The organism is Aeromonas sp. 603079 (genome assembly GCF_049172135.1).
Lineage (GTDB): Bacteria > Pseudomonadota > Gammaproteobacteria > Enterobacterales > Aeromonadaceae > Aeromonas > Aeromonas veronii.
This window is the reverse complement of the sequence record NZ_JAAKPX010000001.1, coordinates 188,636-213,142: the sequence shown is the minus strand read 5'-3', so window position 1 is coordinate 213,142 and position 24,507 is coordinate 188,636. Positions and strand designations below refer to the sequence as shown.

Below are 24,507 nucleotides of genomic sequence, written 5' to 3'. Positions count from 1 at the left end.
GTGGCGCTACTGCTGCTCGCCAAGATAGAGGCGGCTGAGACGGCGCCAGGTATCCGAGCCGATGGTGCCGGCAAGCAGCTCATTGGATGCAGCATCAAAGCGGCCATCCGGCAGCCAGCCCAGTTGGGGCAGCAGTTGCGCCAGCGTCACGTCATTGTGCTGCAACTCCCGCTCCAGCGCTTCCCAGAAGGCGCTCCCCTTGACGTAAAAGAGCGGGTAGTAGGAGCGATCGCCCGCCAGCACCTCGCGAGCTGCCCGATAGAGGCCGCTCTCGCTATGGGGTAGCAGTTTGCCCCGCTCGGCCAGCTCGTTGACCGCCGTGACTTGATGCAGCCGAAAGCGGCGCAGCGCTTTGATGGCAAGGTATTCGGCGAGGCTCTCGTTGATCCAGGTGGGCTGTGGAGTTGCGCGGCGAGCGCTGAGGATATGTACCGCCTCGTGGGCCGAGGTGCGCAGCAGGCGCAAGGGGGCCTGTGGCGTCGGTTTGCCAGCCTCGGTGGGGTAGTTGGCGACAAACACCTGAACCCCGGCTGCGCCGCCAAGGGAGCGGGTCGCCACATCTCGCCCCAGCCACACCAGTTGCCACGGGTGAGTGGGCGGGGCCACGTCGAGCTGAAAGGCCAGATAGTCGATGATCTCATTCAGTTGTTGCTGCAAGGCCGGCAGATCGAGCTGGTTGGCGGTCTCGTCATGGCTCAGCACCAGCCGCGGATCCGGCTTGGTGACGGGCACAGTTTGCAGACCAAATGGCAGGATCAGCGGTGGCTGGTTGACATCCGGCAACGGTTGGCAGCTGCCATCCGGCAGACACACCTTCCCTTGGCGACTCCCCTGCTGGCGCACAAAGTTACCCCATTCGGTCAATAGCCACTGGTTGGGAGCGAACAGAAGCGACTGTTGGGCCGAGGCATCCGCACCCACTGTCGGAGCCGGTGTGAGCGTGATCTGCCAGCCAACCTCTTTGCAGGAGAAGGGCTGGTTGAGGGCAACCGGCTGGTTGTCTGCAAGGCAGACCAGCGCGGGGGAAACCGGCGTGGCACTGCCCGGCAACTGACGAGCGGGGAGCAGGGTAAAAGGGGGCTTGCCCTGCATGGTGAGGCGCACTTGCAGCACATTGGCGCTGGCGCCCCGCTCGATAAGATAGCGGGGGCCGCTCGCGTCATTGCCAGCGCAGGCCCACAGCGGCAGCAGCCACAGGGCAAACAGGATGATATGACGACTCATAAGGGGTTAGTGCTCCTGCTCGTAGCCCAGCAGATCGCCGGGCTGGCAATTGAGTTCACGGCAGATGGCCTCCAGAGTGGAGAAGCGCACCGCCTTGGCGTGGCCATTCTTGAGGATCGAGAGATTGGCCTCGGTGATGTCGATGCGCTGGGCCAGCTCGCGGGCGGTCATTTTGCGCTCGGCCAGCAGGGCATCGAGGCGGATGATAATGGGCATATGTTCCTCACACCGTCAGTTGCTGTTCATCGGCCAGCAGTTTGGCCTCGCGCATGACCAGTGCCAGCGCCGAGACGATCAATCCGGCCAGCAGCAACTGAAAGTTTGAGGAGCTGATATTGATGGTGCCGTGCAGTTCAGGGCCTTGCAGAGTGAGCGCTATATCCAGCAGTGGCGTGGTGATGATCTCGGCGATGAAACTGGCACACAGCAGCAGTCCGATCATTTTGTAACGACGGATCTGGTCGAAGGTGAACAGCATGGCGCATCGATAGCCACGAAACAGCTGGAGCAGTTGCCACAGGATGAGCATGAAAACTACATCAGGCAGCAGCATGACCAAGGTCGCCAGAAGGCGGGTACCCACATTGAGGGGGTAGTCGGCAATCGAGGGGGCCGTAGTGGTCACTACTGGTGAGGGCATGTTCAGTGGGACATTACTGAGTGTGGAACCGTCATTCACTGCCAGGGCATCGACCAGCTCCTGATGCAGATAGTCGTTGCCACCCAACAGGTGTGACCAGGCTCCCATGACGGTCATAAGTGGGGTGGCCACCAGTGCAAATAGCAGAACCCACTCGATCAGGCTGCTCATTCGTTCGAGCTTGTTGTGTTTCATCGTTTATCTCCAGATGGAATGTGACAGAAAGATTAGGGCCATGAACGGTGCTGTCAGCAGGGTCAGCAGCAGGCACCATTCGATCAGGTCGCTGATGTGTCCGAGCGTATGGTGTTTCATCGTTTCACCTCTTGCTTGAAAGAGAAAAAAGATGGAGCGTGCGCGCATGAAATTATTGTTTATCAATAAACAGATGCTAGTGTTTATCGTTTTGCGATATAGAGTCAAGGCTAAACTTATTGAAAAACGATAATTTCAATCTGTCCGAAGGGGATGACTTTTGGCTGCAGCCTCTCTAGACTGGCGAGGCTGTATACAAAAACTCAACATGGACAAGGAGTTATCGATGCACCAGGGATGGCTGCTGATCGGATTGTCGCTCACCTATCTGGGGCTGCTGTTTCTGATCGCCTTCGTGGCAGACAAGCACAAACGGCACCGTCTCAAGGGACAACCGCTGCTCTACAGCCTGTCGCTGGCAGTCTACTGCACCTCCTGGACCTTCTTCGGCACCGTGGGTCAGGCGAGTGAATCCCCCTGGTCGCCAGTGCCCATCTACCTCGGCCCCATGCTGGTCTTTCTGTTTGGCTGGCGGCTGCTGGCTCGCCTTATTCTGGTGGCCAAGCGCGAGCACATCACCTCCATCGCCGACTTTATTGCCGCCCGTTACGGCAAATCCCAGCGGCTCGCCATGGTGATCGCCCTCATCGCCATCATGGGGATCCTCCCCTATCTGGTGTTGCAGCTCAAAGCCATCGTCACCGGGCTGGATCTGCTGATGGTCAACAGCGGCGGCATCAGCCCGACCAGCAATACCAGCGAGCTGGCGCTCGGGGTCACTCTGCTGCTGGCGCTGTTCAGCATCCTGTTCGGTACCCGCCATCTCGATGCCACCGAGCACCACAGGGGGATGGTGGTGGCCATCGCTTTCGAGTCAGTCGTCAAATTGCTGGCCTTTATCGCGGTGGGGGGCTTCGCCCTCTGGCTGATCCTGAGCAAACCGGGCGAGGCTCACGAGCAGGTGACCCGCGACTTCTTTGCGCAGGTGGTGGCGGTGAGCCCCGGCAACCTGCTGGAGCTTGCCATCTATACGGTGCTGGCGATGTGCGCCGTCATCTGCCTGCCGCGCCAGTTTCATGTGACTGTGGTGGAGAACAATCAGGGGCAGGATCTGCACTGGGCGCGCTGGATCTTCCCGCTCTACCTGTTTGTGATGGGGCTCTTTATCTGGCCGCTGGCGCTGGCGGGCAAGCAGTGGGTGGGGGCCGACATGGCCTCCGACACCTATGTGATCAGTTTGCCGATGGCCCTCGGGTTCGATGGCATGGCGATGCTGGCGTTTCTCGGCGGCACCTCGGCGGCCACCGGTATGGTGATCGTCTGCACCATCGCACTGGCGATCATGGTGAGCAATGATCTGGTGCTGCCGGTGCTGCTGCGCCGCTTCTGGCGGCAGGGGCGCGATGAGCGGCTGGTACGGCTGCTGTTGCAGGTGCGCCGTGGCGCCATCCTGCTGATCTTGCTGGCGGCCTGGGGGCTCTACCTCTGGCTCGGCGATCTCACCAGCTTGTCGCGCATCGGCTATCTCTCCTTTGGCGCGGTGGCCCAGTTTGCGCCAGCCCTGCTGCTCGGTCTTTACTGGCGTCACGGCAATCGCAAGGGGGTCTATCTTGGGTTGAGCCTCGGGGTGAGCCTCTGGTTCGTCACCCTGCTGGTGGAGAGTGGCTTGCTGGCCGGTTCACCACTGGCCGAGCTGCTGGCGCCGCCGGACTGGCCTGCGTTTCGCGAGCTGAGTCTCGGGGCTTGGTGCATCTTCCTGAGCCTGCTCTTCAACCTGCTCGGCTATGTGGCAGGCTCGCTTCTGTCGCGCCCTGCGGTGAGCGAGCGGCTGCAGGCGGCCAACTTTGTCGGCAAGCCGAGCCGCGATACCGCCGCCCTCTATCAGGCGCGGGTCTCGGTCAAGGAGCTGGAGATGCTGGCGGCCCGCTTCGTCGGTTCGAGCCGGGTCAAGCGCGCCTTTGGTCGTTTCGCCGGTGAGCGGGGCGGCACCCTGGCGCCCCAGATGCAAGCATCGGCCGAGCTGATTGCACATACCGAGCGGCTGCTGGCGGGGGTGTTTGGTACCTCGTCGGCGCGGTTGGTGCTCGCCTCGGCCCTGCAGGGGCGCAACATGCAGCTCGAGGAGATCGCCACCATCGTCGATGAGGCCTCCGACGTGTTTCGCTTCAACCGCGGCCTGCTGCAGGGGGCGATTGAACATATCGGGCAGGGGATCTCGGTGGTGGACAGGGAGCTTCGGCTGGTGGCCTGGAACCGCCGCTACATCGAGCTGTTCCACTATCCGCCGGGGCTTATTCAGGCAGGGCGTCCTATTGAGGAGATCATCCGCTACAACGCCCAGCAGGGGCTCTGTGGCCCCGGTGATATCGAGGATCACGTGGCACGGCGGGTCGCTTTTATGAAGCGCGGCAGCGCCCATATCTCGGCGCGGGAGCGTCCGGACGGGCGGGTGATCGAGATGCAGGGCAACCCCATGCCCGCCGGTGGTTTTGTCATGACCTTTACCGACATCACGCCGTTTCGCGATGCGGAGCGGGTGCTGCGCGAAGCGAACGAACATCTGGAGGCACGGGTGGCCGAGCGCACCCGTGAGCTCTCCGAACTCAACCGCCAGCTGCTGTTGGTGAACCAGCAGGTGGAGCGGGCCAATCAATCCAAGAGCCGTTTTCTGGCGGCGGTCAGCCACGATCTGACCCAGCCCCTCAATGCCGCCAAGCTGTTTACCTCCTCCCTGCTGGAGATGTTGCCCGATGCTGGCGAGCAGGCCCGCATCGCCCGCCATATCGACGATGCGCTGGGGGCGACCGAGGATCTCATCACCGATCTGCTCGATATCTCGCGGCTCGAAGCGGGCAAGTTCAAGGCCAAGAAGCTCGACTTTGCCCTGCGCGATCTGCTCGACAACCTCAAGGCGGAGTTTGGCGTGCTGGCGCAGGCGGGGGGAATCCACTTCTCGGTGGTGGAGAGCAAGCATGCGGTGCATAGCGATGTGCGGCTGCTGCGCCGGGTGCTGCAGAACTTCCTGACCAATGCGTTTCGATACAACCCGGGCGGCCGGGTGCTGCTTGGTTGCCGCCGGATGGGGGAGAAGATCCGCATCGAGGTGTGGGATAACGGCCCCGGCATTCCGCAGGACAAGCAGGAGGCTATTTTTGACGAGTTCTCCCGTCTCGATCACTCCCGTACCGCCAAGGAGCAGGGGCTGGGTCTGGGGCTTGCCATCGCCCGCGGCATCTCGCAGGTGCTCGGTCATCAGCTCACATTGCAGAGCTGGCCGGGCAAGGGATCGGTCTTTGCGGTGACCCTCAATCTGGCGACCCGGCCGGTCACGGCCCATCATCTGGTGGCGCCGGTGGTGCGTGACAGCCAGCTGGAAGGTGTAACCGTGCTCTGTATCGACAACGAGCGGGACATTCTGACCGCCATGAGCACCCTGCTCGGCCGTTGGGGCTGTGAGGTGCGCTGCGCCGTCGATCTGGCCGAAGCCGAGGCGCTGGTGGCAGACGGGTTTGTGCCGAGACTGGTGCTCTCTGACTACCACCTCGACGACGGCAAGACCGGGTTGGAGGCGCTCGCTGCCCTGCAGCGGGTGTGTGGCGACGAGCTGGGAGGCATCATCATCAGCGCCGATCGCAAGAGCGAGTTGCAGGCGCAGATCCGCGAGCGGGGGTATGGCTACATCAGCAAACCGGTCAAACCACTCAAACTGCGGGCCCTGATGAACAGCCTGCTGCTGAGTTAAACAGGGGGAGATGTTTCTTATGGCTCCATAAGGGGCTCAATAAAACCGGCTACCTTGTCGCGGATCTTGGGCTGGGCCGCAGGGGTGGGATGAATACCATCGTTCATCATAAGTTCAGGGCGCAGCGCAATATCATCCATGAAGAAGGGCAGCAGGGGCAGATCGTTAGCCTGGGCCAACTCGGGAAAGATCTGTTCGAACTGGCGCAGATAGCGGGCACCGTAGTTGCGGGGCAGCTGGATTTGGGTCAACACCACACGGGTCTGCTGCTCCTTGGCGAGCGCGATCATGCTGGCCAGATTTTGGCGGGTAATGGTCGGTGCGAAGCCGCGCAGGCCATCGTTGCCCCCCAGTTCGATCAGCAGCCAGTCCGGCTTGTGCTCCTTCAGCAGAGCGGGCAGACGGGCCAGCGCCCCCTGGGTCGTTTCACCGCTGATGCTGGCATTGAGCAGGGTGTGTTTGCCCCCCTCCTCCTGCCATTTCTGGTTGAGCAGGGCAGGCCAGCTCTGCTCAGCCTGCATTTGATAGCCGGCGCTCAGACTGTCACCCAGCACCAGCAGGGTCTGGGCCTGAGCCGACGAGAGCAGGCTGCCGAGGCCAACAAACAAGGCAAATAGAATACGCACCATCAATTCAACTCCCGCTATGGATTGTCATCAAGGGATTGGAACAAAGGATACAGAGCATGAGTTCAACCCCCATTATTGTCGTCAAGGGCCTCGGCAAATCGGTTCGCCTCGGCCAGGAAAGCCTCACCATCCTTGAAGGGATCGATCTGCAAGTCAATAGTGGCGAGACGGTGGCTCTGGTCGGTGCCTCCGGCTCCGGCAAGTCCACCCTGCTGGGGCTGCTGGCCGGGCTCGATCTGCCGAGTCAGGGGGATATCGAAATCCTCGGCAAATCCCTGGGCGAGCTGGATGAGGAGGGGCGGGCCCGGTTGCGCGCCGAGCAGATCGGCTTTGTGTTCCAGTCGTTCCTGCTGCTCCCGACCATGACTGCGCTGGAGAATGTGATGCTGCCTGCCGAGCTGCGTGGCGAGCGCCACTGCGAGCCGAGGGCCCGCGAGCTGTTGGCGGCTGTCGGGCTTGGCGAGCGGTTGCACCATCTGCCGCCACGGCTCTCTGGCGGCGAGCAGCAGCGAGTGGCCATCGCTCGCGCCTTTATGACCCGTCCCAGCCTGCTGCTGGCAGACGAGCCGACCGGCAACCTCGACAGCAAGACCGGCGAGAAGGTGATCGAGCTGCTGTTTGAACTCAATCGCAAGCACGGCACCACGCTAGTGGTAGTGACCCATGATCATCAGCTGGCCGAGCGTTGCCAGCGGCAACTGGTCATGACGGCGGGCAGACTGGATCTCGAGGTGACCCATGATGTGGTGTAACGGGGTGAGCTGCGGATCAGGCGGGAGATGCAAGGGATGATGCAGTGGCGATTGGGATGGCGACTGCTGCGCCGGGAAGGTTTCAGCGGCGAGCTGCGCTGGTTTGTGCTGGCGCTGGCTCTGAGCGTGGCGTGTGTCTTGAGTGTGGCATTGGTGGCGGATCGGCTCGATGCCGGACTCAAGGCGTCGGGCCGCGACTTTATCGGGGCGGATCGGGTGCTGCGCACCGCCGCCGCCCTGCCGGATGGCTGGCTAGCCCGGGCTAAACAGGATGGCTTGGCGGTGCAGACCACCGTCAGCTTCAACAGCATGCTGTTTCACGGCGACGCCCTGCAGCTTGCCTCCATTCGGGCGGTGCCCGATGGTTTTCCCTTCTACGGCAAGCTCACTCTGGAACCTGCCCGCGCCCCGGTTCCCGGCGAGATCTGGCTCTCTGCCCGGGTGATGCAGCTGCTCAAGGCCAAAACGGGGGATGAACTGGAGGTGGGCAATACGGTGCTCAAGGTGGCAGGCCTGCTTGGTGAGGAGCCGGATCAGGGCTTCAGCCCCTTCCTGCTGGCGCCGCGGGCGCTGATCCACAGTGCCGATATCGAGGCGACCGGTGCCCTGCTACCCGGTAGCCGCCAGCAGTGGCGCTATCTGTTCAAGGGGCCGCGGGAATCGCTGGCCCGTTACGAGCAATGGTTGTTGCCGCAGTTGCAGGCCGGACATAAGTGGATCAAACCGGATGACAGCGAATCCCAAGTGGGCCGATCGCTGGCCAATGCCGAGCGTTTCTTCCGGCTTGCCTCGCTAAGCGGGGTGTTGCTGGGGGCGTTGGCGATGGGGATTGCGGTGCGCCACTTTGCCGAGCGCCAGACCAATATGGTGGCGCTGCTCAAAACCCTGGGGGCATCCCGTCGCTCGCTCTGGCAACTGATGGGAACCCTGCTGCTGTCGTTGACGCTGATCGGTGCGCTGCTGGGTCTGGTGGCGGGCACAGCCATGCAGTGGATCACCTTGCAGCTGCTGGGGGACCTGCTGCCGCCGGATCTGCCGCCCCCCTCCTGGCGTCCCTTTGCGCTGGGGGTGGCGGTGGCGCTCTTTATCACCCTGCTGCTCGCTTTTGTGCCCTTCTTGCGGCTGCTGAAGGTGCCGCCGCTGCGGGTATTGCGTCGGGAGCTGGAGGCGGGCATTCCCCCCTGGCTGGCCCTGCCGGTCGGCCTGTTCGGGCTGTTTGCGCTGGTCTGGGGCTTTACCGCCGATGTACGGCTGGCGCTGGGTCTGGTGGGTGGCATGGGCTTGCTGATGGGGCTGCTGGCCCTGCTGGCGGCGCTGATGTTGCGGCTGGGAGCAAGAGTGAGCGGGCCTCATGCCTTGCGGCTGGCGCTGGCCCACCTGTCGCGCGAGCGCAGCAGCGGCCTGTTTCAGCTGGCGGGCTTTGCGCTGGCGCTGATGCTGTTTGGCTTGCTCTGGGCGGCCCGGGTCGATCTGCTGGATGAGTTTTCGGCACGTCTTCCCGTCGATGCGCCCAACCGTTTTCTGGTCAATGTGGCCGAGAACGAGCGGGAGGGGATCCTGAGCGAGCTGGCGGCTGCCGGGGCCACCACTTCCGATTTCTATCCCATGGTGCGTGGCAGGCTGACCCATATCGCCGGTGAGGCGGTGGGCGAGGGGGCCAGCAGTGGCCGCGAGGGGGTCGATCGGGAGCTCAACTTCACTACCACGGCAACCCTGCCAATCGACAACAAGCTGGTGGCCGGGAAATGGCTCGCTGGGCCCGGCGAGGTGTCGGTGGATAGCGAGTTGGCCAAGCGACTCGATATCAAGCTGGGGGACATGCTCGCCTTTACCATCGAGGGGCGCAGCTTCGGCGCCAGGGTTACCAGTTTGCGCAGCATCAAGTGGGACAACATGCGGCCCAACTTCTACATGATCTTCTCCGAGGATCTGCTGGCACCCTTCTCCCGAACCTGGCTTGGCAGCTACCGGCTGCCCGAAGCGGGGCGCACTGCCGAGGTGGAGTTGATCCGCCGCCACCCCACGGTGAGTCTTATCGATGTGGATGACCTGATTGCGCGGCTCACTCAGGTATCAGAGCAGGTGAGTAGGGCGCTGGCGCTGATGCTGGGGCTGGTAACGGTGGCCGCGCTGCTGGTGCTGCTGACCCAGACTCAGGCCAGCATGGCCCAGCGTCGGCGCGAGCTGTTGCTGATGCGCACTCTGGGCGCCAGCAGCGATCTGCTCAGGAAGATGCTGCGCTGGGAGTTGGTGGCCAGTGGTGCGCTGGCGGGGCTCTGTGCCGCCATGGTGGTGGAGCTCTGCTCCTTTGGCCTGCAGTGGTGGTGGTTCGAGGGGCAGTGGCAGTTCCACTGGGCCATCTGGCTCGGCCTGCCGACGCTGGGGGCCATGCTGGTGACGCTGGCGGGGCAGGGGATGCAGCGTCAGCTGCTAGCTGGCACCCTGAGCGATCGGCTGCGGGGGCTGGGTCAGGGACTGTTGTAATCCTGCTAGCGCGAGCCGATGCGACCAAGTGCAATCGAGTATCCACAATAAACAAGCAGCCTGGCCATTGGTCGGGCTGCTTGCTATGCGAGGTGCTGACGAGCGGACGCTGTGAGCTGTTGTTAGTAGTTAGCGGGGCTCGCGCAGCAGATTGGCGAGGGCACTCGGCAGCTCGGGATAGCTGAAGTGGAAACCGGCCTGTTGTAGTCGTGCTGGTATCACCTTTTGTCCGGTCAGCAGCAGATCGGCCGCTTCACCCATCACCAGTTGCAGCAGGGGGGCGGGAACGAAGAAGAGGTGCGGTCGGTGCAGGGTCGCGGCCAGAGTCTCGCTGAACTCCCGGTTGCTGACCGGATGGGGGGCGGTTCCGTTGAAGATGCCGCTGCACTCTTCGTGCTCCAGTATGAACAGGATGGCGCGTACCAGATCCTGCACATGGATCCAGCTCATCATCTGGCTGCCCGACCCCATGGGGCCGCCGAGTCCGAGTCGGTATGGGGGGAGCATTTTGGGTAGCGCTCCCCCATCCATGCCGAGCACCAGCCCGATCCGCACGATACAGACCCGGGTCTGCTTGCTTTGTGCTTCCAGTGCCAGGGTCTCCCACTGTTGGCAGAGTTGGTGGGTGAACTCGTCGTTGGGAGAGCGGCACTGCTCGTCGAGGGTTTCGGTGCCCTGTCTGCCATACCAGCCGATGGCGGAGGCGTTGATCAGCACCTTGGGCGGCGTTGTGGAGAGCTTGATGAGATCAACCAGCTGCTCGGTCAGCAGCCAGCGGCTGTCGCAGAGCAGCTGTTTACGCGATTCGCTCCAGCGTCCGGCGGCGATGGGTTCACCCGCCAGATTGATCACTGCGTCCACGTCATTGAGGTCATCGAGCCGGTCAAGGTTATCCAATACCTTGATATCGTGACCGAGCAGGGAGTAGGCGCGGCTCCCCTGCCTGCTCAATACCACGACCTCGTGATTGACCTTGAGATGGGCAACCAGCTTGCGGCCGATAAAGCCGGTTCCTCCGGTAATCAGAATCTTCATCGTTGCACGCTCCTGCTGCCGTTTGCTCTACTCTAATGGCGTCGTCCTCCTTCAACAAGTGGACGAGTTTGACACGTTTTGTTCATTCGACTGATGTTAACTCTATCCTCTTCTTGCGACATATTGTTGAACAATAGTTTGAATTGATTGATTTTTGTCGGGTGGACATTTGTTGTTCAATCGCTATTATGGCGACCCTTTCGCCTGTCCACCGGGGCTGTCACCCACCATCCGAGCATCAAAGAGGCCGCCATGCCATTTCGTCGTTTGAAACTTCGCCAGCTTTACTCGAGGATTCTGGTGGCACTACTGATGGGGGGCGGGATCCTGCTGCTGGGGGTTGTTGCCGTTATCTGGCAGACAGTGACCGAGATAGAGCATGATTCCGATTCACGCTTGCAGCATGCCCGGATGATGTTTGATCGCTCCATCGGCCATGCCCGGCAAGCGGCCATCAATGTGGAGGGGATGCTTGGTCACCCCTGCAAGGAGGCGGCACAACTGCTGCGCGAACAGGTGGCCACTGTGCCTGATGTCCGCTCTGCCAATCTGACTATAGGAAATCGTATCTATTGCACCTCGCTCTATGGTGACTACGATGGCCCCTTCAACCCTGACAGTTATGTGGATGGCAGGCTGCAACTGCTGCCAGGCAATGAGGTCACACCGGATCGCCCCCTGATCGTGCTGCGCCACGAAACGGACAAGGGGAGTGTGCTGATCGGTGTGGATGGCTACTACCTGCGCAATACCCTGGAGATCTCCAGCAAGAACTCCCCGATGGCTCTGGTGGTGGGGCAGAGGGCACTGTTTGGCTCAGGTCAGTTCGGGGCGGCGCCCTCTCCGGCAGAAGAGGGTTATATTGCCCTCGCTTCGGCCGATTTCCCCTATCAGGTCGTCACCCGGATCACGGTGCATGATTACTTGAGCCACGCATGGCGCTACTCCAGAGATACCTTGATCCTCTCTCCACTGCTGGCGCTGCTGATTGGATTCGGCACCTTCAGGCTGATGGGGCGTAGCAGCTCACCAGCGGAGGAGCTCAAGCGGGCGTTGATCGAGGAGGAGTTTATCCCCTACCTGCAGCCGGTGGTCTCCGGTGAGGATGAGCAGTGGCGTGGCTGTGAGGTGCTGATGCGCTGGCAGCATCCCAAGCAGGGGATGATCTCGCCGGATCGCTTTATCCCGCTGGCGGAAGATAGCGGCCTGATCGTGCCCATGACCAGCCTGTTGATGGCCGAGGTGCGTGACCACTTCTCCCCTTATGCCCGCAAGCTGCCGGCAAAGTTTCATTTTTGCTTCAATATCAGCGCCAAGCACTTCCAGGATCTCGACCTGTTGGCTGACTGCAAGGCCTTTCTCGACGCGTTTAAGGACAATCCCGTTGATTTGGGGTTGGAGCTGACGGAGCGGGAGCTGCTGGTGGCTGATGAGACAACCGCCCGGATGTTTGCCGAGTTGCGCAAACTGGGCGTGTTGATCGCTATCGATGACTTTGGCACCGGTCACTCCAGTCTGACCTATCTGCAGCAGTTTCAGGTCGATGCAATCAAGATTGACCGGAGCTTTGTAGAGATGATCGGTACGGATGCACTCTCCAGCCATATCGTTGAAAACGTGATTGATCTGGCGAAGCGACTTGAATTGATCCTGATCGCGGAGGGGGTCGAGAAGCAGTCGCAGGCGGACTACCTGCGGGCTCGCCACGTTGACTATCTGCAAGGATATCGCTACGGCCGCCCCATTCCGATGAAGCAGTTTTGCAAGACCCTGTTTGGCTGAACGGGTGAATGGGGAGCATAAAAAAAACCAGCGAGCGCTCGCTGGTTTTTTGTTAATACGGTTTGGCTTGGGCGTTCAGAGCATCCGCTGGAGGGCGCGGGCCAGCCGCTTGACCCCCTCCTCGATGGTCGCCTCATCGACGCAGGAGAAGCTCAGGCGCAGGGTGTTCTTGATTTCGGGGCGTACATAGAAGGGGGCGCCGGGCACGAAGGCTACCTTCTCCTTGATCGCCTCATCAAACAGGGCCATGGCGCTGATGTGGGCTGGCAGAGTCAGCCAGAGGAACATGCCCCCTTCCGGTCGGGTGTAGCTGACGCCGGGCGGGCAGTGACGGGCCAGCGCAGCCTCCATGGCGGCACGCTGGCGGCCATAGACCTCTTTGATTTTCTCCAAGTGAGCGTCGAGGGAGTTGTCGGTCAGGAAGCGGTGCAGCACCTGCTGGCTGAAGGCGTTGCTGTGCAGATCGGTGGCCTGCTTGGCGATGGTCACCTTCTTGCGTAGCCACTCCGGCACCAGCATCCAGCCCAGACGGAAGGCGGGCACCACGGTTTTGGAAAACGAGCCGAGCAGCACGGTATTGTTTGGTGCCAGCTTGGCAATGGGGGGCAGATGCTCCCCTTCGAAGCGCAGCTCGCCGTAGGGATCATCTTCCACCATCAACAGCTCGTGGCGCACCAGTCGCTCGGCCAGTGCCTCGCGGTTGGCACGGTTGTAGGAGACACCGCTCGGGTTCTGGAAGTTGGGCACGCCGTAGAGCAGCTTGGCATTGGATCCGCTTGCCAGCAGCGCATCCAGCGCCGCCAGATCCAGACCCTCTTCTTCAAGGGTGATCGGCTTGAAGGTGGGTTGATAGACAGAGAAAGCCTGAATGGCGCCAAGGTAACCCGGCTCTTCGATGATGAGATCCTGACCCTCGTCGATCAGCACCTTGCCCAGCAGATCCAGCGCCTGCTGGGAGCCGCTGGTGATGAGGATGTTGTCCGGATTGACCTGCATGCCGTGGCGGGTCAGATAGCGGTCGGCAATATATTGGCGCAGCGGGGCGAAGCCTTCGGTCGCCGCATATTGCAGGGCGGCAGCCCCTTGCTCGCGTAGCACATCCTGACAGGCCTGATCGATCGCCTTGACCGGAAACAGGTGGGGATTGGGCAGGCCACCGGCGAAGGAGATGATCTCCGGATTGGCGGCAACTTTGAGGATTTCACGGATAAAGGAAGGTTCAACCTTCTCGAAGCGCTGGGCAAAAAACGGCTGCATAGACAATTCTCTCGGCATATGGGCGGTCGCTCCATTCGACCGCCAGGTTATCCGTTTGTATCAGATTTCAGAAATGAGGCAATGATTGTCACAAAAATCGCCAAAAAAGGGCAGGTTTGGCACCTGCCCGAATTTTACCTGCCCGTGTGGCTCCCATGAATTGAAATGAGTTAGGGCGATCTTGTTTTGTGGACAAGCAACTGACCTTACAAACCCGGTTCCTTGAGGAAGCGGATCATCAGGTCGGTGTTGGCGCCAAGTTGGCTTTCTACTCTGCCAGGGAATAGTTCCGCCATCTTGTCGAGGCGGTCGTACTGGGTGTGCCAGATTTTTCCCCACTGGGTTTCGCTGTCACGATCGCAGGCGCTCTTGGTGGTGGCGTCATAGCAGTCCCACAGCGCTGGATTGGTGCTTTGGGAGTAGCCGTCATAGCCATCAGCGCCGTTGATGGTGAAGTTGGTCGCTTCAACGTAGGCGATCGGCACCCCCAGGCAGGCAAAGGGAGCGTGATCTGACCAGCTGCCAGTCTCCCCTTCCGGATAACCGCTGTAGCTGGGATGAATGGCAAACGGGGTCGCAGTCTGTTTGGAGAGGGTAAGCAGGCGATCCCGCACCTTGGGATCGAAGCTGTAGCGGCTCGGATCTGTGCAGTTGTATTCGGCGACGTCCGAGTGGGCTGAGTGGACGTAGACGATGTCGCCCCCGGCGATGGTGTCGTAGTTCACCATCGCCAGCAGCTTGGCGACGGCGCTGCTGTCGAGGCTGGCGGCATAGGCTTTGGAGCCGTTGAGACCGTTCTCCTCCGCCCCGAAGAATGCAAAGCGAACCGTGTAGGGCAAGGTTTGTCCTTTAAGCGCCTCAGCCACTGCCAGCAGGGCTGCGACGCCAGCGCCGTTGTCGGTGGCTCCTTCAGAACCTTTCTTGTCGCCCGTACTGTCGTAGTGGGCGCCGATCAGGATCACCTTGTCACTTGTGCCCTTGAGCTCAGCGATCAGGTTTTGGGAGTTTTTACTGGCGCCGCTTTTGGTGTAGGTGAAGGGTTGGCGTTGCACATCGTAGCCCCAACCGGTCAGATGGTCCTGGATCCATGCCGCGGCACGAGTTTCTGCCTCTGTCCCCGTGGGGCGCGCGCCAATCCCTTCTGCGGTTGAGCTCAACTGCACCAGATACTCATAGGCCTGCTCGGCGGCAGCAGGGGTTTGTGAGTCATTTGTTGATGTGTCGCATCCCGCAAGCAAAGTGGTGATGGCAAACGCCAATGCTCTGTATTTCATACTGCAATCCTTTGTTGTGTATGGTTTTATTTGCGCAGGCAGCATGTACTCGACGCGTGACCGATTCTGTGAACGGGTCGGCATTTGTCAACTGTTGTCAATGAAATGGAGAGAGATGAGGGATTTGTTTCGCGAAACACTTGCGCCTTGGGCCTATCTTGGGATAATTCGCTCCCCTGTTTTCGCGGGTCGATGAAATGCCGAGCCGCGAGCGGTCCCGCTCGGGATCGAACACAAGATGTATTACCCAGATTGATGAAATAACGAGACCATTATGCCTGTGACCCAAGATGTATTTAACGAAGACGGCAAGTTCATGCGCAAGATCCGCAGCTTTGTCCGTCGCGAAGGCCGCCTGACCAAAGGGCAGGAGAAGGCCCTGGAAGAGCTCTGGCCGGTCATGGGCATCGATTTCGAGCCAAAGCAGCTCGATCTGGTCGCACTGTTTGGCCGCGAGGCACCTGTGGTGCTGGAGATCGGCTTTGGCATGGGCGCCTCTCTGGTGGAGATGGCCAAGAATGCCCCCGAGAAGAACTTCATCGGCATTGAAGTGCACTCCCCGGGCGTGGGCGCCTGTCTGGGTACCGCTCAGGAAGCGGGGGTCACCAATCTGAAGGTGATTTGCCACGATGCGGTCGAGGTGCTGGAGCACATGATCCCGAACGGTTCACTCTCCTGCCTGCAGCTCTTCTTCCCGGATCCCTGGCACAAGAGCCGTCACCACAAGCGCCGCATCGTACAGCCTGCGTTTGCCCAGGATATTCGCCAGAAGCTGGCCATCGGTGGCGTGTTCCACATGGCGACCGACTGGGAAAACTATGCCGAGCACATGCTGGAAGTGATGAGCGCCGCCGAGGGTTACGAGAATACCTCTGCCACCGGCAACTGGGTGCCTCGTCCGGACTGGCGTCCGCTGACCAAATTTGAACAACGTGGCCACCGTCTCGGCCACGGGGTTTGGGATCTGATTTTCAAGCGTGTCAGCTAAGCTGGCACGTCAACACACCTAGCGTATCAACTAACTTGAGGAGCTATCATGGCCAATCGTAGCCGCCGCCTGCGCAAGAAACTGCGCGTCGATGAATTCCAGGAAATGGGTTTCGACATCAGTTTCAACTTCCCGGTCGGCACTGCCGAAGAGACCATCGATGCGGTAGTCGATGCGATGATCGATGAGGTTGTTGAACCCCGTAAATTGGCTTTTGCCGGCTCCGGTCACCTGGCCTGGGAAGGGATGATCTGCACCCAGCAACTGGGCAAGTGTACCGAAGAAGACCGCGCTGCCGTCAAATCCTGGCTGGAAGGCAAGGGGATGGAAGCCGTGGTCGTTACCGAACTGTTCGACCTCTGGTACGGTGAACCGGCCTGATACAAGGCTGCCGCATCTGGCGCCTTGTTGTGGGTAACTGAAAAATCCCGCCGCTGGCGGGATTTTTGTCAGTGGGGATGGGATCTCCACCGCTGTTTTAGTCATGGAATCGCTTATTGCTTATGGTGTTGTCATCCGAATTACTGGCCAGCATCCTTGAAGAGGTGCGCCCGTTGCTGGGACAAGGCAAGGTGGCCGACTACATTCCGGCACTGGCTCAGGTACCGGCCGATCGGCTGGGTATCGCAGTCTGTACCGTCGAGGGGGAGCTGTTCACCGCCGGTGACGCTTTTGAACCCTTCTCCATTCAAAGTATCTCCAAGGCCCTGAGCCTGACCCTGGCACTCACTCTCTATCAGGAGGAGGAGATCTGGGCTCGGGTTGGCAAGGAGCCCTCCGGCCAGCCCTTCAACTCGCTGGTACAGCTCGAGTTCGAGCAGGGGATCCCCCGTAACCCCTTTATCAATGCCGGGGCGCTGGTGGTGAGCGATCTGCTGGAGACCCGCCTCACTGCGCCGCGTCAGCGTACCCTCGAGCTGGTGCGCCGTCTTTCCGGCAATCCGGCCATCATGGCGGATCAGGTGGTCGCCCGCTCCGAATATCAGCACTCTGCCCGCAACGCCGCCATCGCCTATCTGATGAAGGCCTATGGCAACTTCGAAAACGAAGTGGACAAGGTGCTGCAAAGCTACTTCAATGCCTGTGCCATCCGCATGAGCTGCGTCGATCTGGCGCGGGCATTCATCTATCTGGCCAACCGTGGTGTGCCACTGGGCGAGAGCGTGCCACTGCTGCCAGCTCGCACCACCAAGCAGGTCAACGCCCTGCTCGCCACCTGCGGCCTCTATGATGAGGCGGGCGATTTTGCCTATCGGGTCGGCATGCCGGGCAAATCGGGTGTCGGCGGCGGTATCATCGCCCTGATCCCGGGCGAGCTCTGCGTCTGTGTCTGGTCGCCCGAGCTCAACAAAGCCGGCAACTCGCTGGCGGGCACGGCGGCGCTGGAGCAGCTGGCCGAGCGGCTGGGTCGCTCCATTTTTTAACCTTGTTCACTATGAATCGAGAAATCACCATGAAACGACATCTTCGCTTCCTGCAGGCCGCGTTGGCGACCTTACTGCTCTGGTGTGCCCTGCCCGCCGTGGCAGGGGAGTTGCCACCGTTCTCGCTGGCCGATGCCAAGGCCAAACAGGCTGTCATCCTGGATACCCGCGCCAGCTACTTCTATCAGGGGTGGCCGATGGAAGGGGAGAAGCAGGGCGGCCATGTGGCGGGCGCCGAGAACCTCTCAGCCGAGTGGAAATACAGCGATGAAGAGTGGCCAAAGGCGCTCGAGATCAAGGGACTGAAGGCCGATCGTCCGGTTGCCCTCTACGGTGCGTCCCGCGAAGTGGCCGAGGTGGCCCGTCTGCTGCGCAAGCAGGGGATCAAGCAGCTGTTCGAGCTGCAAGGGTGGCAAGCCGCACCGCGCGAGTCGCTGGCACGCTGGCAGCAGCTGGTCTATCCGCGCTGGTTGGCGGATCTGCAAGAGGGCAAGCCAGTTGCCGCGGCGCCCAAGGGCGACTGGAAGCTGTTTGAAGTGGATTGGGGTTCACCCAAGGCCTACCTCATCAGCCACATCCCGGGGGCCGGTTATATCGATACCAACAGCCTCGAAGAGGAGCCGCTGTGGAACAAGGTCTCTGACGAAGCGCTCAAGAAGCTGCTGCTGGATAACGGCATCCGTCACGACACCACAGTGATCCTTTACGGTCGCAACACCATGGCGGCCGCCCGTGCCGCGCACCTGATGATGTATGCGGGGGTGGAAGATGTACGCCTGCTGGACGGTGGTCTGGATGCCTGGTTTATCCAGCACCTGCGCACCGAAACCGGTCTGCCCAACAAATATGAGCCGGTGAAGGAGTTTGGCGTGGCCATTCCCGCTCACCCCGAGTACTACACCACGTTAAGTCAGGCAAAAGAGCTGCTCAAGAAGCCCGATAGCGCACTGGTCAGCGTGCGTACCTGGGACGAGTTTGTCGGCAACACCTCAGGTTACAGCTACATCAAGCCGAAGGGCGATATTCCGGGGGCCAAGTGGGGTCACGGTGGGGTGGATGCCAACAGCATGAGCGACTTCCACAACCCGGACGGCACCATGAAGCCGGCCCGCGAGATCCTCGCCATGTGGGAGCAGTGGAATATCGAGCCAACTCAGCAGGCCGCATTCTACTGCGGTACCGGCTGGCGCGCCTCCGAGGCCTTCTTCTACGCCTGGCTGATGGACTGGAAACGGATCAGCGTCTACGACGGCGGTTGGTATGAGTGGAGTTCCGATCCCAAGAACCCGACCGTGACCGGTGAGCGCCAGCCCGCCAAGTCATGATTGCGCTCTTGCGCTTCAAAGAAGAGGCCGGACAGATGTCCGGCCTTTTTGTATCCGCTCGGGCCTGCGCCAGCCTGCCACTACACTTTGCTGGTGGCTATCAGGTCGATGGAAGGAGTGACTGATGAGACGGATATGGACAGGCCTGCTGGTGGCAGGCGTACTGACACAGGGGGTAATGGCTGCCGAACGGGCTCGTTATCTGGTGCAACTCAAGCCGGGGGCGGAGGCCGCTGTGCTGGCCCAAAGCAAAGGGATGGGGGGCGAGCTGGCCCTGCAACTGCCCGAGCAGCATGCGCTGGCGCTCTGGTTGCCAGCTGCTGCAGCGACAGCGCTGGCGCGCAACCCCAACGTGCTGTGGGTGGAGCCGGATGCCAAGCGTTATGCCAGTGCCGAGACCCTGCCTTATGGCATTCCCATGGTACAGGCGCCACAACTGAGCGATGGTATGGCCGGAGAGGTGCTGGTGTGTATCATTGACTCTGGCTATAGCGGCAATCACCCGGATCTGCCCCATGGGGCGCAGGTGCAGGGTAGTGACAACGCAGGTACAGGCAGCTGGAGTAGTGACGAAAACGGTCACGGCACCCACGTGGCAGGCACCATAGCCGCCATTGGGGGGAACGACATGGGCGTGGTCGGTGTCTTGCCGAATCAGAGTGTCCCGCTGCACATCATCAAGGTGTTTGGCGCCAACGGCTGGGCCTATACCTCCAACCTGGTGGGGGCTCTCAATGCCTGCAAGCAGGGGATGAGCAGTCGTGGCTTTACTCGCATGGTCATCAACATGAGCCTAGGGGGCAATGTGCCCAGCAAGACGGAAGAGCAGGCATTCAATCAGGCTTACAGCCAGAATGTGTTGAGTGTGGCGGCGGCGGGCAATGCGGGCAACACCAGCAAGTCCTATCCCGCCTCTTACAGCAGTGTGGTGAGCGTGGCTGCTATCGATGGCAGCAAGCAGTTGGCTTATTTCTCGCAACGCAACGATCAGGTGGAGCTGGCGGCCCCCGGTGTTGCTGTGCTGTCGACCGTGCCGAGTGGTTACGCCAGCTACAGCGGTACCTCGATGGCGACCCCTCATGTGGTCGGGGTCGCCACCCTGGCCTGGTCACAGCGGCTGGAGTGCAGCAATGATCAACTGCGCCAGACCCTGCGCAGCAGCGCCCAGGATCTGGGGGCTGTCGGACGGGACAACAGCTATGGCTATGGTCTGGTGCAGGCCAGAGTCGCGGCAGATCGGCTGGCACTTGGCTGTGGTTCCGGTACCGGTAGCAGTGGCAAACCGGGTGGTCGCAAGTAACTGATTTTTGATGGTGATCTCACTTTATTGTGCAAGTTTCCGACTGCCTGCCGGATTGGAGTAGGCTGGATATGACACCCTCGTGGTGAGGGTGAAAGGAGAAGAGTGCGCCTATGAAAAAACTGATGATGATCCTGGTGTGCGCCCTGGGGCTGGTAGCATGCAGCTCCCAATACATCATGAGCACCAAGGATGGCAAGATGATCACCACAGAGAGCAAGCCCAAGCTGGACGAGAGTACCGGTATGTATCGCTATTACGATCATGAAGGGCGTGAGGTGATGATTAATAAAGAAGATGTGACCCAGATCATGGAGCGTTGAGCGCTCATATGCAGTCAGGGCCGCAATATGCGGCCCTTCACATTTTTACCGGCAAATTCCTTCATTTTCTCAGGCAATCGCCCCTCTTTCGCCGCAAATGCGCGTTCGGGTACAGCTTCCGTTATGGTTCGGTCCGTATTATTGCACTCCGTTTTTTATTGGAGGTGTTATGTCCCTGATGTCTATCTGGAATTCCCGTTTTTCCGCGCGCACCCTGCTGGGTGGTGTCTTGCTGGTGGTGGCGTCAGCCAGCCATGCTGGCGATGATCAGTTCACGCTGGGGCGGACTATTTTGCTGGGGGCCGGTGATCATGGTGCGACAATTCCTTTGGTGATTTGCCGTCAGACCAAATATATCAAGGTGAAGGCGGAACGTGATTTGACCCTGGATCGGGTGGTGGTGACCTATGGTGGTGATCGTACCAAAACCATTCGCTTCGATCGGGAGATGAGCAGTGATAAAGAGACCGAGTGGAAATCACTGGGTTCGCGTCGTTGTGTGAAAAAGATCGAAGTGTACGGTAATTCAGAGCGCAGCAAAGCGGGCGTAAAAGTATTCGGCCGTAAATAATCGATGCATTTTGTCTGCACGAACAGATGAGCTAAAAATAATGGCGAGCCGTGGCTCGCCATTATTTTTTATGGTCGGCTTTGCTATTTTTTCGGCCGAAATGGCTTGATGACAGTTTCATCGCACTCGAGATACGGCCCTTCCATCAAATCGATGCAGTAGGGGATGGCGGGGAATACTGCATCCAGACACTCGCGGATCGATTTGGGCTTGCCCGGCAGATTGACGATCAGGGTGTCGTCGCGCAGTCCGGCTGTCTGGCGCGACAGAATGGCGGTCGGCACAAACTTGAGGGATTCGGCCCGCATCAGCTCGCCAAAGCCCGGCATCATGCGATCACACACCGCTTCGGTCGCTTCCGGCGTGACATCCCGCTTGGCCGGGCCGGTGCCGCCTGTGGTGACGATGAGACAACACTGCTCTTCATCCGCCAGCCGGATCAGGGTCGCTTCAATCTGATCCTGTTCATCGGGGATCACCTGATAGACAGGTTCCCACTCCGAGGTCAGATAGGCGTTCAGGGTGTCGATGATGGCCTTGCCGGAGAGGTCTTCATAGATGCCCGCGCTGGCGCGATCGCTGACGGTGACGATACCGATTTTTGCCTTGCTCATGGTCTGCTCTTGAATGTCCGATAAAAGTGGCAATTAAAATAACATAATCAGTGAGATATGTTAAATCGTCGGAAGGAGCTACTGGTCATTTTATGGATGATAAAGAGTCGAATGAAGCAAAATAAGGCCACCCGGATTTTTATTTGCAATAAAAAACAGAAAATCACAACCTAAAATGTATAAGTGTTTTATCTCGCCTGAATTAAAAACAATCGCTTGTTTCCAAACACAATTAAAATAGATAGACACCCTCGTAGTGACCATTGTCCGGTTTAGTCCCCAGTGGATGGATTGAACCCTTTTTAGCCGCGTCGTATATACAGATTTATATGGCTGGGACGTGATGGTGTGGTACCGCAGTGTGTTGCCAGCAATAGTCGCCAAGGAGGGCATATGGAGTTGCCTGATTTTGACACCCTGAAGGAGTTGGCCGCGAGAGAGCCTTCCCGGCTGGATGCGATCCTGGAGCAGCAGATCGACCAGTTGATGGCCCGAGCTCGCCCCGATCAGCAGCGCCGTCTGCGCGGGTTGCAGTTCAAGATTGATGGTCAGCGCCGTCTGGCGAAAAACAATCTTGATAGCTGTATCCGGATTACCAACATGATGCGGGAATCTTTTTATCTGATGCGCAGCGAAATGAGCCAGTTCAGAGAAGAGGGGGACCCTCCGCCTGAAAGCGATGGCAGTGGTAAAATAATCCGTCTGGCGGACTATCGACGTCGTAAATAATCTGCAATAACCCCCTTGAATGATATTTCAGCCAAATCGGTGAGGCCATAATAAAGGGGATTCCTGGCGACCTGATTGTTATGGTTTTTAATGTTAGTCGTAATGTATTTGTGATGTAATTTCTTTTCTCCTTCTTGTAATAACTAATTAGTCAGGTTGTGATAGGGGTGGATGAATAACAGTAAAAGTTAGGCTAATATGGCCGAAATTTTTATTGCTACGACTCGAAGGGATTATGAGAAGTATCACACCAAGACGGGTGCTGTCGCGGGAGCAACAGACAGAGATCACCCGCATTATCGTCAAGGTGGGTCAGATGTTGGCCCAGTTCGGGGCGGAGAGCCGGATCATCGAGCAGACCACGGTGCGGTTGGGGATGGCGCTGGGGCTGGAGAGTGTCGAGATGGCCATCTCTTCCAGTGCCATCGTGCTCACCAGCCTCTATCAGGGGGGCTGTGTTACCACTACCCGGCGGGTGCGCGAACATGGCATCAATATGCAGGTGGTGTGCGAGATCCAGCGGATCTGCATCATGGCGGAAAAAGAGCTGATCGGTGCCCGTGAAGTGCGCCAGCGCCTCGAAGCCATCGTCCCTTTCCACTATCACCCCTGGTTGGTGGTCCCCATGGTGGGGCTCTCCTGTGGTGCCTTTAGCCTGCTGTTTGGCGGAGACTGGCCCATCTTCCTGGTGACCTGCTTCTCATCTGCCGTGGCGATGCGGGTGCGCCAGCTGATGGCTCGCCATCACCACAGCCCGCTCATCAACTTTGCCGCCACCGGCTTTATTGCCACCTTGCTCTCCTCCAGCGCCACCTTCTTCAACTGGGGTGACCAGCCCTATCTCGCCATGGCGGCCAGCGTGCTGCTGCTGGTGCCGGGCTTTCCGCTGATCAATGCGGTCTCCGACATGGTGAAGGGCTACTTCAACATGGGGCTGGCCCGCTGGGGGACTGCGACCCTGCTGACCATCAGCGCCGCCATAGGTATCATTTTGGCCATGTCGGTCACCGGGATCTGGGGGTGGAAGGTATGAAGGCTGTCGACTCTGTATCGGCCAGCGGGAACGGGGTTGCCCTGCTCACCATCAGCGCACGGATCAATACCGGCATCATTCTCGCCATGTCGGTCACGGGGATCTGGGGGTGGAAAGTATGATGAATTTGCTCTGGCTACTGGCCAAGGATGCCTTCTGGTCCTCCATCCCGGCGGTGGGGTTTGCCATGCTGTTCAACGTGCCACCACGGATGCTGAAGTATTGTGCCATGGGCGGTGCGCTGGCTCACAGCCTGCGTACCCTGCTGATCCACTATGGCATGCCCATCGAGTGGGCGACGCTGGCGGCGGCGACCACGGTCGGCTTTGTCTGCGTCTACTGGTCGCGCCGTCTGCTGGCACCGCGTCCGGTGTTCAGCGTTGCCTCCATCATTCCGATGATCCCGGGCAGTTATGCGTTCAAAACCATGATTGCGGTGGTAGAGCTCAACATCAACGGCGTGACCATGGAGTTGATTCAGAGTGCGGTGGAGAACGGCCTCAAGGCGCTCTTTATCGTCGGTGCCCTCAGTTTCGGTTTGGCGATCCCCTCTCTGGTCGTGTACCGTAACCGCCCCATAATCTGACAGACGGTGAGAGGCCCCATGAAGATTTCCATGATTGCCGCCATGGCCCACGACAGGGTGATCGGCAAGGACAACCAGATGCCCTGGCATCTGCCTGCCGATCTGGCCCACTTCAAGCGTGTCACCCTCGGTAAACCGGTATTGATGGGGCGCAAAACCTTCGAATCCATCGGTCGACCGCTACCCGGACGGCGCAATCTGGTGATCAGCCGCAATCCCGACTATCAGGCTGAGGGCATTGAGGTGGTGGGCTCCGTCGAGGCGGCGCTGGCGCTGTTGGCAGGCAGCTCGGTGGAGGAGTTGATGGTGATCGGTGGTGGTCATCTCTATGCCGAGATGTTGCCGAGCGCGGATTGTCTCTACCTGACCCGCATCGATCTGGCGGTGGAGGGGGATACCCGCTTCCCCGCTTTTGACGATGGCCAGTGGCAACGGATTGAGTGCGAGAGCCATCCTGCCGATGAGAAGAACCCGCATCCCTATAGCTTCGAGACCTGGCAGCGCCGCTGACGGACGAATGCTAATGGGCAAATAACAACA

At 59.8% G+C, this 24,507-nt stretch carries 24 protein-coding genes; 16 read left to right on the top strand and 8 right to left on the bottom strand.

Going from position 1 to position 24,507, the window contains the following annotated elements; all coding sequences use genetic code 11:
- Positions 1–6: 6 nt before the first annotated feature.
- Genes G5287_RS00940 through G5287_RS00930 form a run of 3 tightly spaced genes read right to left on the bottom strand, consistent with a single transcriptional unit; the run spans position 7 to position 2,059 of the window.
- Complete coding sequence (locus G5287_RS00940; protein WP_421230638.1) at positions 7–1,224, bottom strand: hypothetical protein; 1,218 nt, start codon at positions 1,222–1,224, stop codon at positions 7–9.
- 6 nt (positions 1,225–1,230) lie between these two features.
- Entirely contained in the window at positions 1,231–1,440 is a 210-nt protein-coding gene (locus tag G5287_RS00935; RefSeq protein ID WP_201949611.1) for a helix-turn-helix domain-containing protein, read from the bottom strand.
- A 7-nt stretch (positions 1,441–1,447) separates the two neighbouring features.
- Positions 1,448–2,059: a DUF2975 domain-containing protein gene (locus tag G5287_RS00930; RefSeq protein ID WP_266134370.1), complete on the bottom strand. Its 612-nt coding sequence runs from the start codon at positions 2,057–2,059 to the stop codon at positions 1,448–1,450.
- Positions 2,060–2,405: 346 nt separating this feature from the next.
- Between G5287_RS00930 and G5287_RS00925 the strand changes: the two genes are divergently transcribed.
- Positions 2,406–5,861: a NahK/ErcS family hybrid sensor histidine kinase/response regulator gene (locus G5287_RS00925; protein WP_421230637.1), complete on the top strand. Its 3,456-nt coding sequence runs from the start codon at positions 2,406–2,408 to the stop codon at positions 5,859–5,861.
- 17 nt (positions 5,862–5,878) lie between these two features.
- Here G5287_RS00925 and G5287_RS00920 read toward each other — a convergent pair whose 3' ends face one another.
- Positions 5,879–6,490: an arylesterase gene (locus G5287_RS00920; protein WP_227342045.1), complete on the bottom strand. Its 612-nt coding sequence runs from the start codon at positions 6,488–6,490 to the stop codon at positions 5,879–5,881.
- Between the two features lie 56 nt (positions 6,491–6,546).
- On the opposite strand from G5287_RS00920, the gene G5287_RS00915 reads away from it, so the two are divergent.
- On the top strand, positions 6,547–7,242 hold the full coding sequence (locus G5287_RS00915) for an ABC transporter ATP-binding protein (protein WP_266134368.1): 696 nt from the start codon (positions 6,547–6,549) through the stop codon (positions 7,240–7,242).
- A 36-nt stretch (positions 7,243–7,278) separates the two neighbouring features.
- On the top strand, positions 7,279–9,726 hold the full coding sequence (locus G5287_RS00910) for an ABC transporter permease (protein WP_266134367.1): 2,448 nt from the start codon (positions 7,279–7,281) through the stop codon (positions 9,724–9,726).
- Positions 9,727–9,855: 129 nt separating this feature from the next.
- Here the strand turns inward: G5287_RS00910 and G5287_RS00905 are convergent, their stop codons facing one another.
- Positions 9,856–10,761 (bottom strand): TIGR01777 family oxidoreductase, encoded by a 906-nt coding sequence (locus tag G5287_RS00905; protein WP_266134366.1) that lies wholly within the window; start codon positions 10,759–10,761, stop codon positions 9,856–9,858.
- A 252-nt stretch (positions 10,762–11,013) separates the two neighbouring features.
- Here G5287_RS00905 and G5287_RS00900 point away from each other — a divergent pair, with 252 nt between their 5' ends.
- Positions 11,014–12,543, top strand: coding sequence for a cyclic diguanylate phosphodiesterase (locus G5287_RS00900; RefSeq protein ID WP_266134365.1), 1,530 nt, complete (start codon positions 11,014–11,016; stop codon positions 12,541–12,543).
- Positions 12,544–12,618: 75 nt separating this feature from the next.
- Here G5287_RS00900 and G5287_RS00895 read toward each other — a convergent pair whose 3' ends face one another.
- Positions 12,619–13,800 (bottom strand): PLP-dependent aminotransferase family protein, encoded by a 1,182-nt coding sequence (locus G5287_RS00895; RefSeq protein WP_144714308.1) that lies wholly within the window; start codon positions 13,798–13,800, stop codon positions 12,619–12,621.
- 206 nt (positions 13,801–14,006) lie between these two features.
- Complete coding sequence (locus G5287_RS00890; protein ID WP_266134364.1) at positions 14,007–15,074, bottom strand: M28 family metallopeptidase; 1,068 nt, start codon at positions 15,072–15,074, stop codon at positions 14,007–14,009.
- A 274-nt stretch (positions 15,075–15,348) separates the two neighbouring features.
- Here G5287_RS00890 and trmB point away from each other — a divergent pair, with 274 nt between their 5' ends.
- The 7 genes from trmB (at position 15,349) to G5287_RS00855 (ending at position 21,005) form a co-directional block, all read left to right on the top strand.
- The gene (trmB, locus tag G5287_RS00885) at positions 15,349–16,062 is read left to right on the top strand and encodes a tRNA (guanosine(46)-N7)-methyltransferase TrmB (protein ID WP_005335228.1); all 714 of its coding nucleotides are present in this window, start codon (positions 15,349–15,351) and stop codon (positions 16,060–16,062) included.
- A 48-nt stretch (positions 16,063–16,110) separates the two neighbouring features.
- Entirely contained in the window at positions 16,111–16,443 is a 333-nt protein-coding gene (locus G5287_RS00880) for a YggL family protein (RefSeq protein ID WP_005348158.1), read from the top strand.
- Between the two features lie 122 nt (positions 16,444–16,565).
- Positions 16,566–17,486, top strand: a complete 921-nt coding sequence (gene glsB, locus G5287_RS00875; RefSeq protein ID WP_421172131.1) for a glutaminase B — start codon at positions 16,566–16,568, stop codon at positions 17,484–17,486.
- 29 nt (positions 17,487–17,515) lie between these two features.
- On the top strand, positions 17,516–18,811 hold the full coding sequence (locus tag G5287_RS00870) for a sulfurtransferase (RefSeq protein ID WP_421172130.1): 1,296 nt from the start codon (positions 17,516–17,518) through the stop codon (positions 18,809–18,811).
- Positions 18,812–18,935: 124 nt separating this feature from the next.
- Positions 18,936–20,111, top strand: a complete 1,176-nt coding sequence (locus G5287_RS00865; RefSeq protein WP_421208820.1) for a S8 family peptidase — start codon at positions 18,936–18,938, stop codon at positions 20,109–20,111.
- 113 nt (positions 20,112–20,224) lie between these two features.
- Entirely contained in the window at positions 20,225–20,434 is a 210-nt protein-coding gene (locus G5287_RS00860; RefSeq protein ID WP_129503426.1) for a YgdI/YgdR family lipoprotein, read from the top strand.
- A 169-nt stretch (positions 20,435–20,603) separates the two neighbouring features.
- Positions 20,604–21,005 carry a DUF2541 family protein gene (locus tag G5287_RS00855; protein ID WP_129503427.1) on the top strand — a complete coding sequence of 134 codons (402 nt, stop codon included), beginning with the start codon at positions 20,604–20,606 and terminating at the stop codon, positions 21,003–21,005.
- Between the two features lie 83 nt (positions 21,006–21,088).
- Here G5287_RS00855 and mog read toward each other — a convergent pair whose 3' ends face one another.
- Positions 21,089–21,619, bottom strand: coding sequence for a molybdopterin adenylyltransferase (gene mog / locus G5287_RS00850; protein ID WP_005354170.1), 531 nt, complete (start codon positions 21,617–21,619; stop codon positions 21,089–21,091).
- A gap of 393 nt (positions 21,620–22,012) precedes the next feature.
- On the opposite strand from mog, the gene G5287_RS00845 reads away from it, so the two are divergent.
- The 5 genes from G5287_RS00845 to folA all read left to right on the top strand — a co-directional run bounded on the left by G5287_RS00845 (position 22,013) and on the right by folA (position 24,477).
- Complete coding sequence (locus tag G5287_RS00845; RefSeq protein ID WP_421230636.1) at positions 22,013–22,348, top strand: DUF3135 domain-containing protein; 336 nt, start codon at positions 22,013–22,015, stop codon at positions 22,346–22,348.
- 235 nt (positions 22,349–22,583) lie between these two features.
- Positions 22,584–23,381 (top strand): threonine/serine exporter family protein, encoded by a 798-nt coding sequence (locus G5287_RS00840; RefSeq protein WP_005348133.1) that lies wholly within the window; start codon positions 22,584–22,586, stop codon positions 23,379–23,381.
- Positions 23,378–23,503, top strand: coding sequence for a hypothetical protein (locus tag G5287_RS00835; protein WP_005335209.1), 126 nt, complete (start codon positions 23,378–23,380; stop codon positions 23,501–23,503). Before G5287_RS00840 ends, G5287_RS00835 begins: the two co-directional genes overlap by 4 nt.
- Entirely contained in the window at positions 23,500–23,967 is a 468-nt protein-coding gene (locus tag G5287_RS00830) for a threonine/serine exporter family protein (RefSeq protein ID WP_421230635.1), read from the top strand. The genes G5287_RS00835 and G5287_RS00830 overlap by 4 nt, the downstream gene beginning before the upstream one ends.
- 18 nt (positions 23,968–23,985) lie before the next feature.
- On the top strand, positions 23,986–24,477 hold the full coding sequence (gene folA / locus G5287_RS00825) for a type 3 dihydrofolate reductase (RefSeq protein WP_113739659.1): 492 nt from the start codon (positions 23,986–23,988) through the stop codon (positions 24,475–24,477).
- Positions 24,478–24,507: the final 30 nt, after the last annotated feature.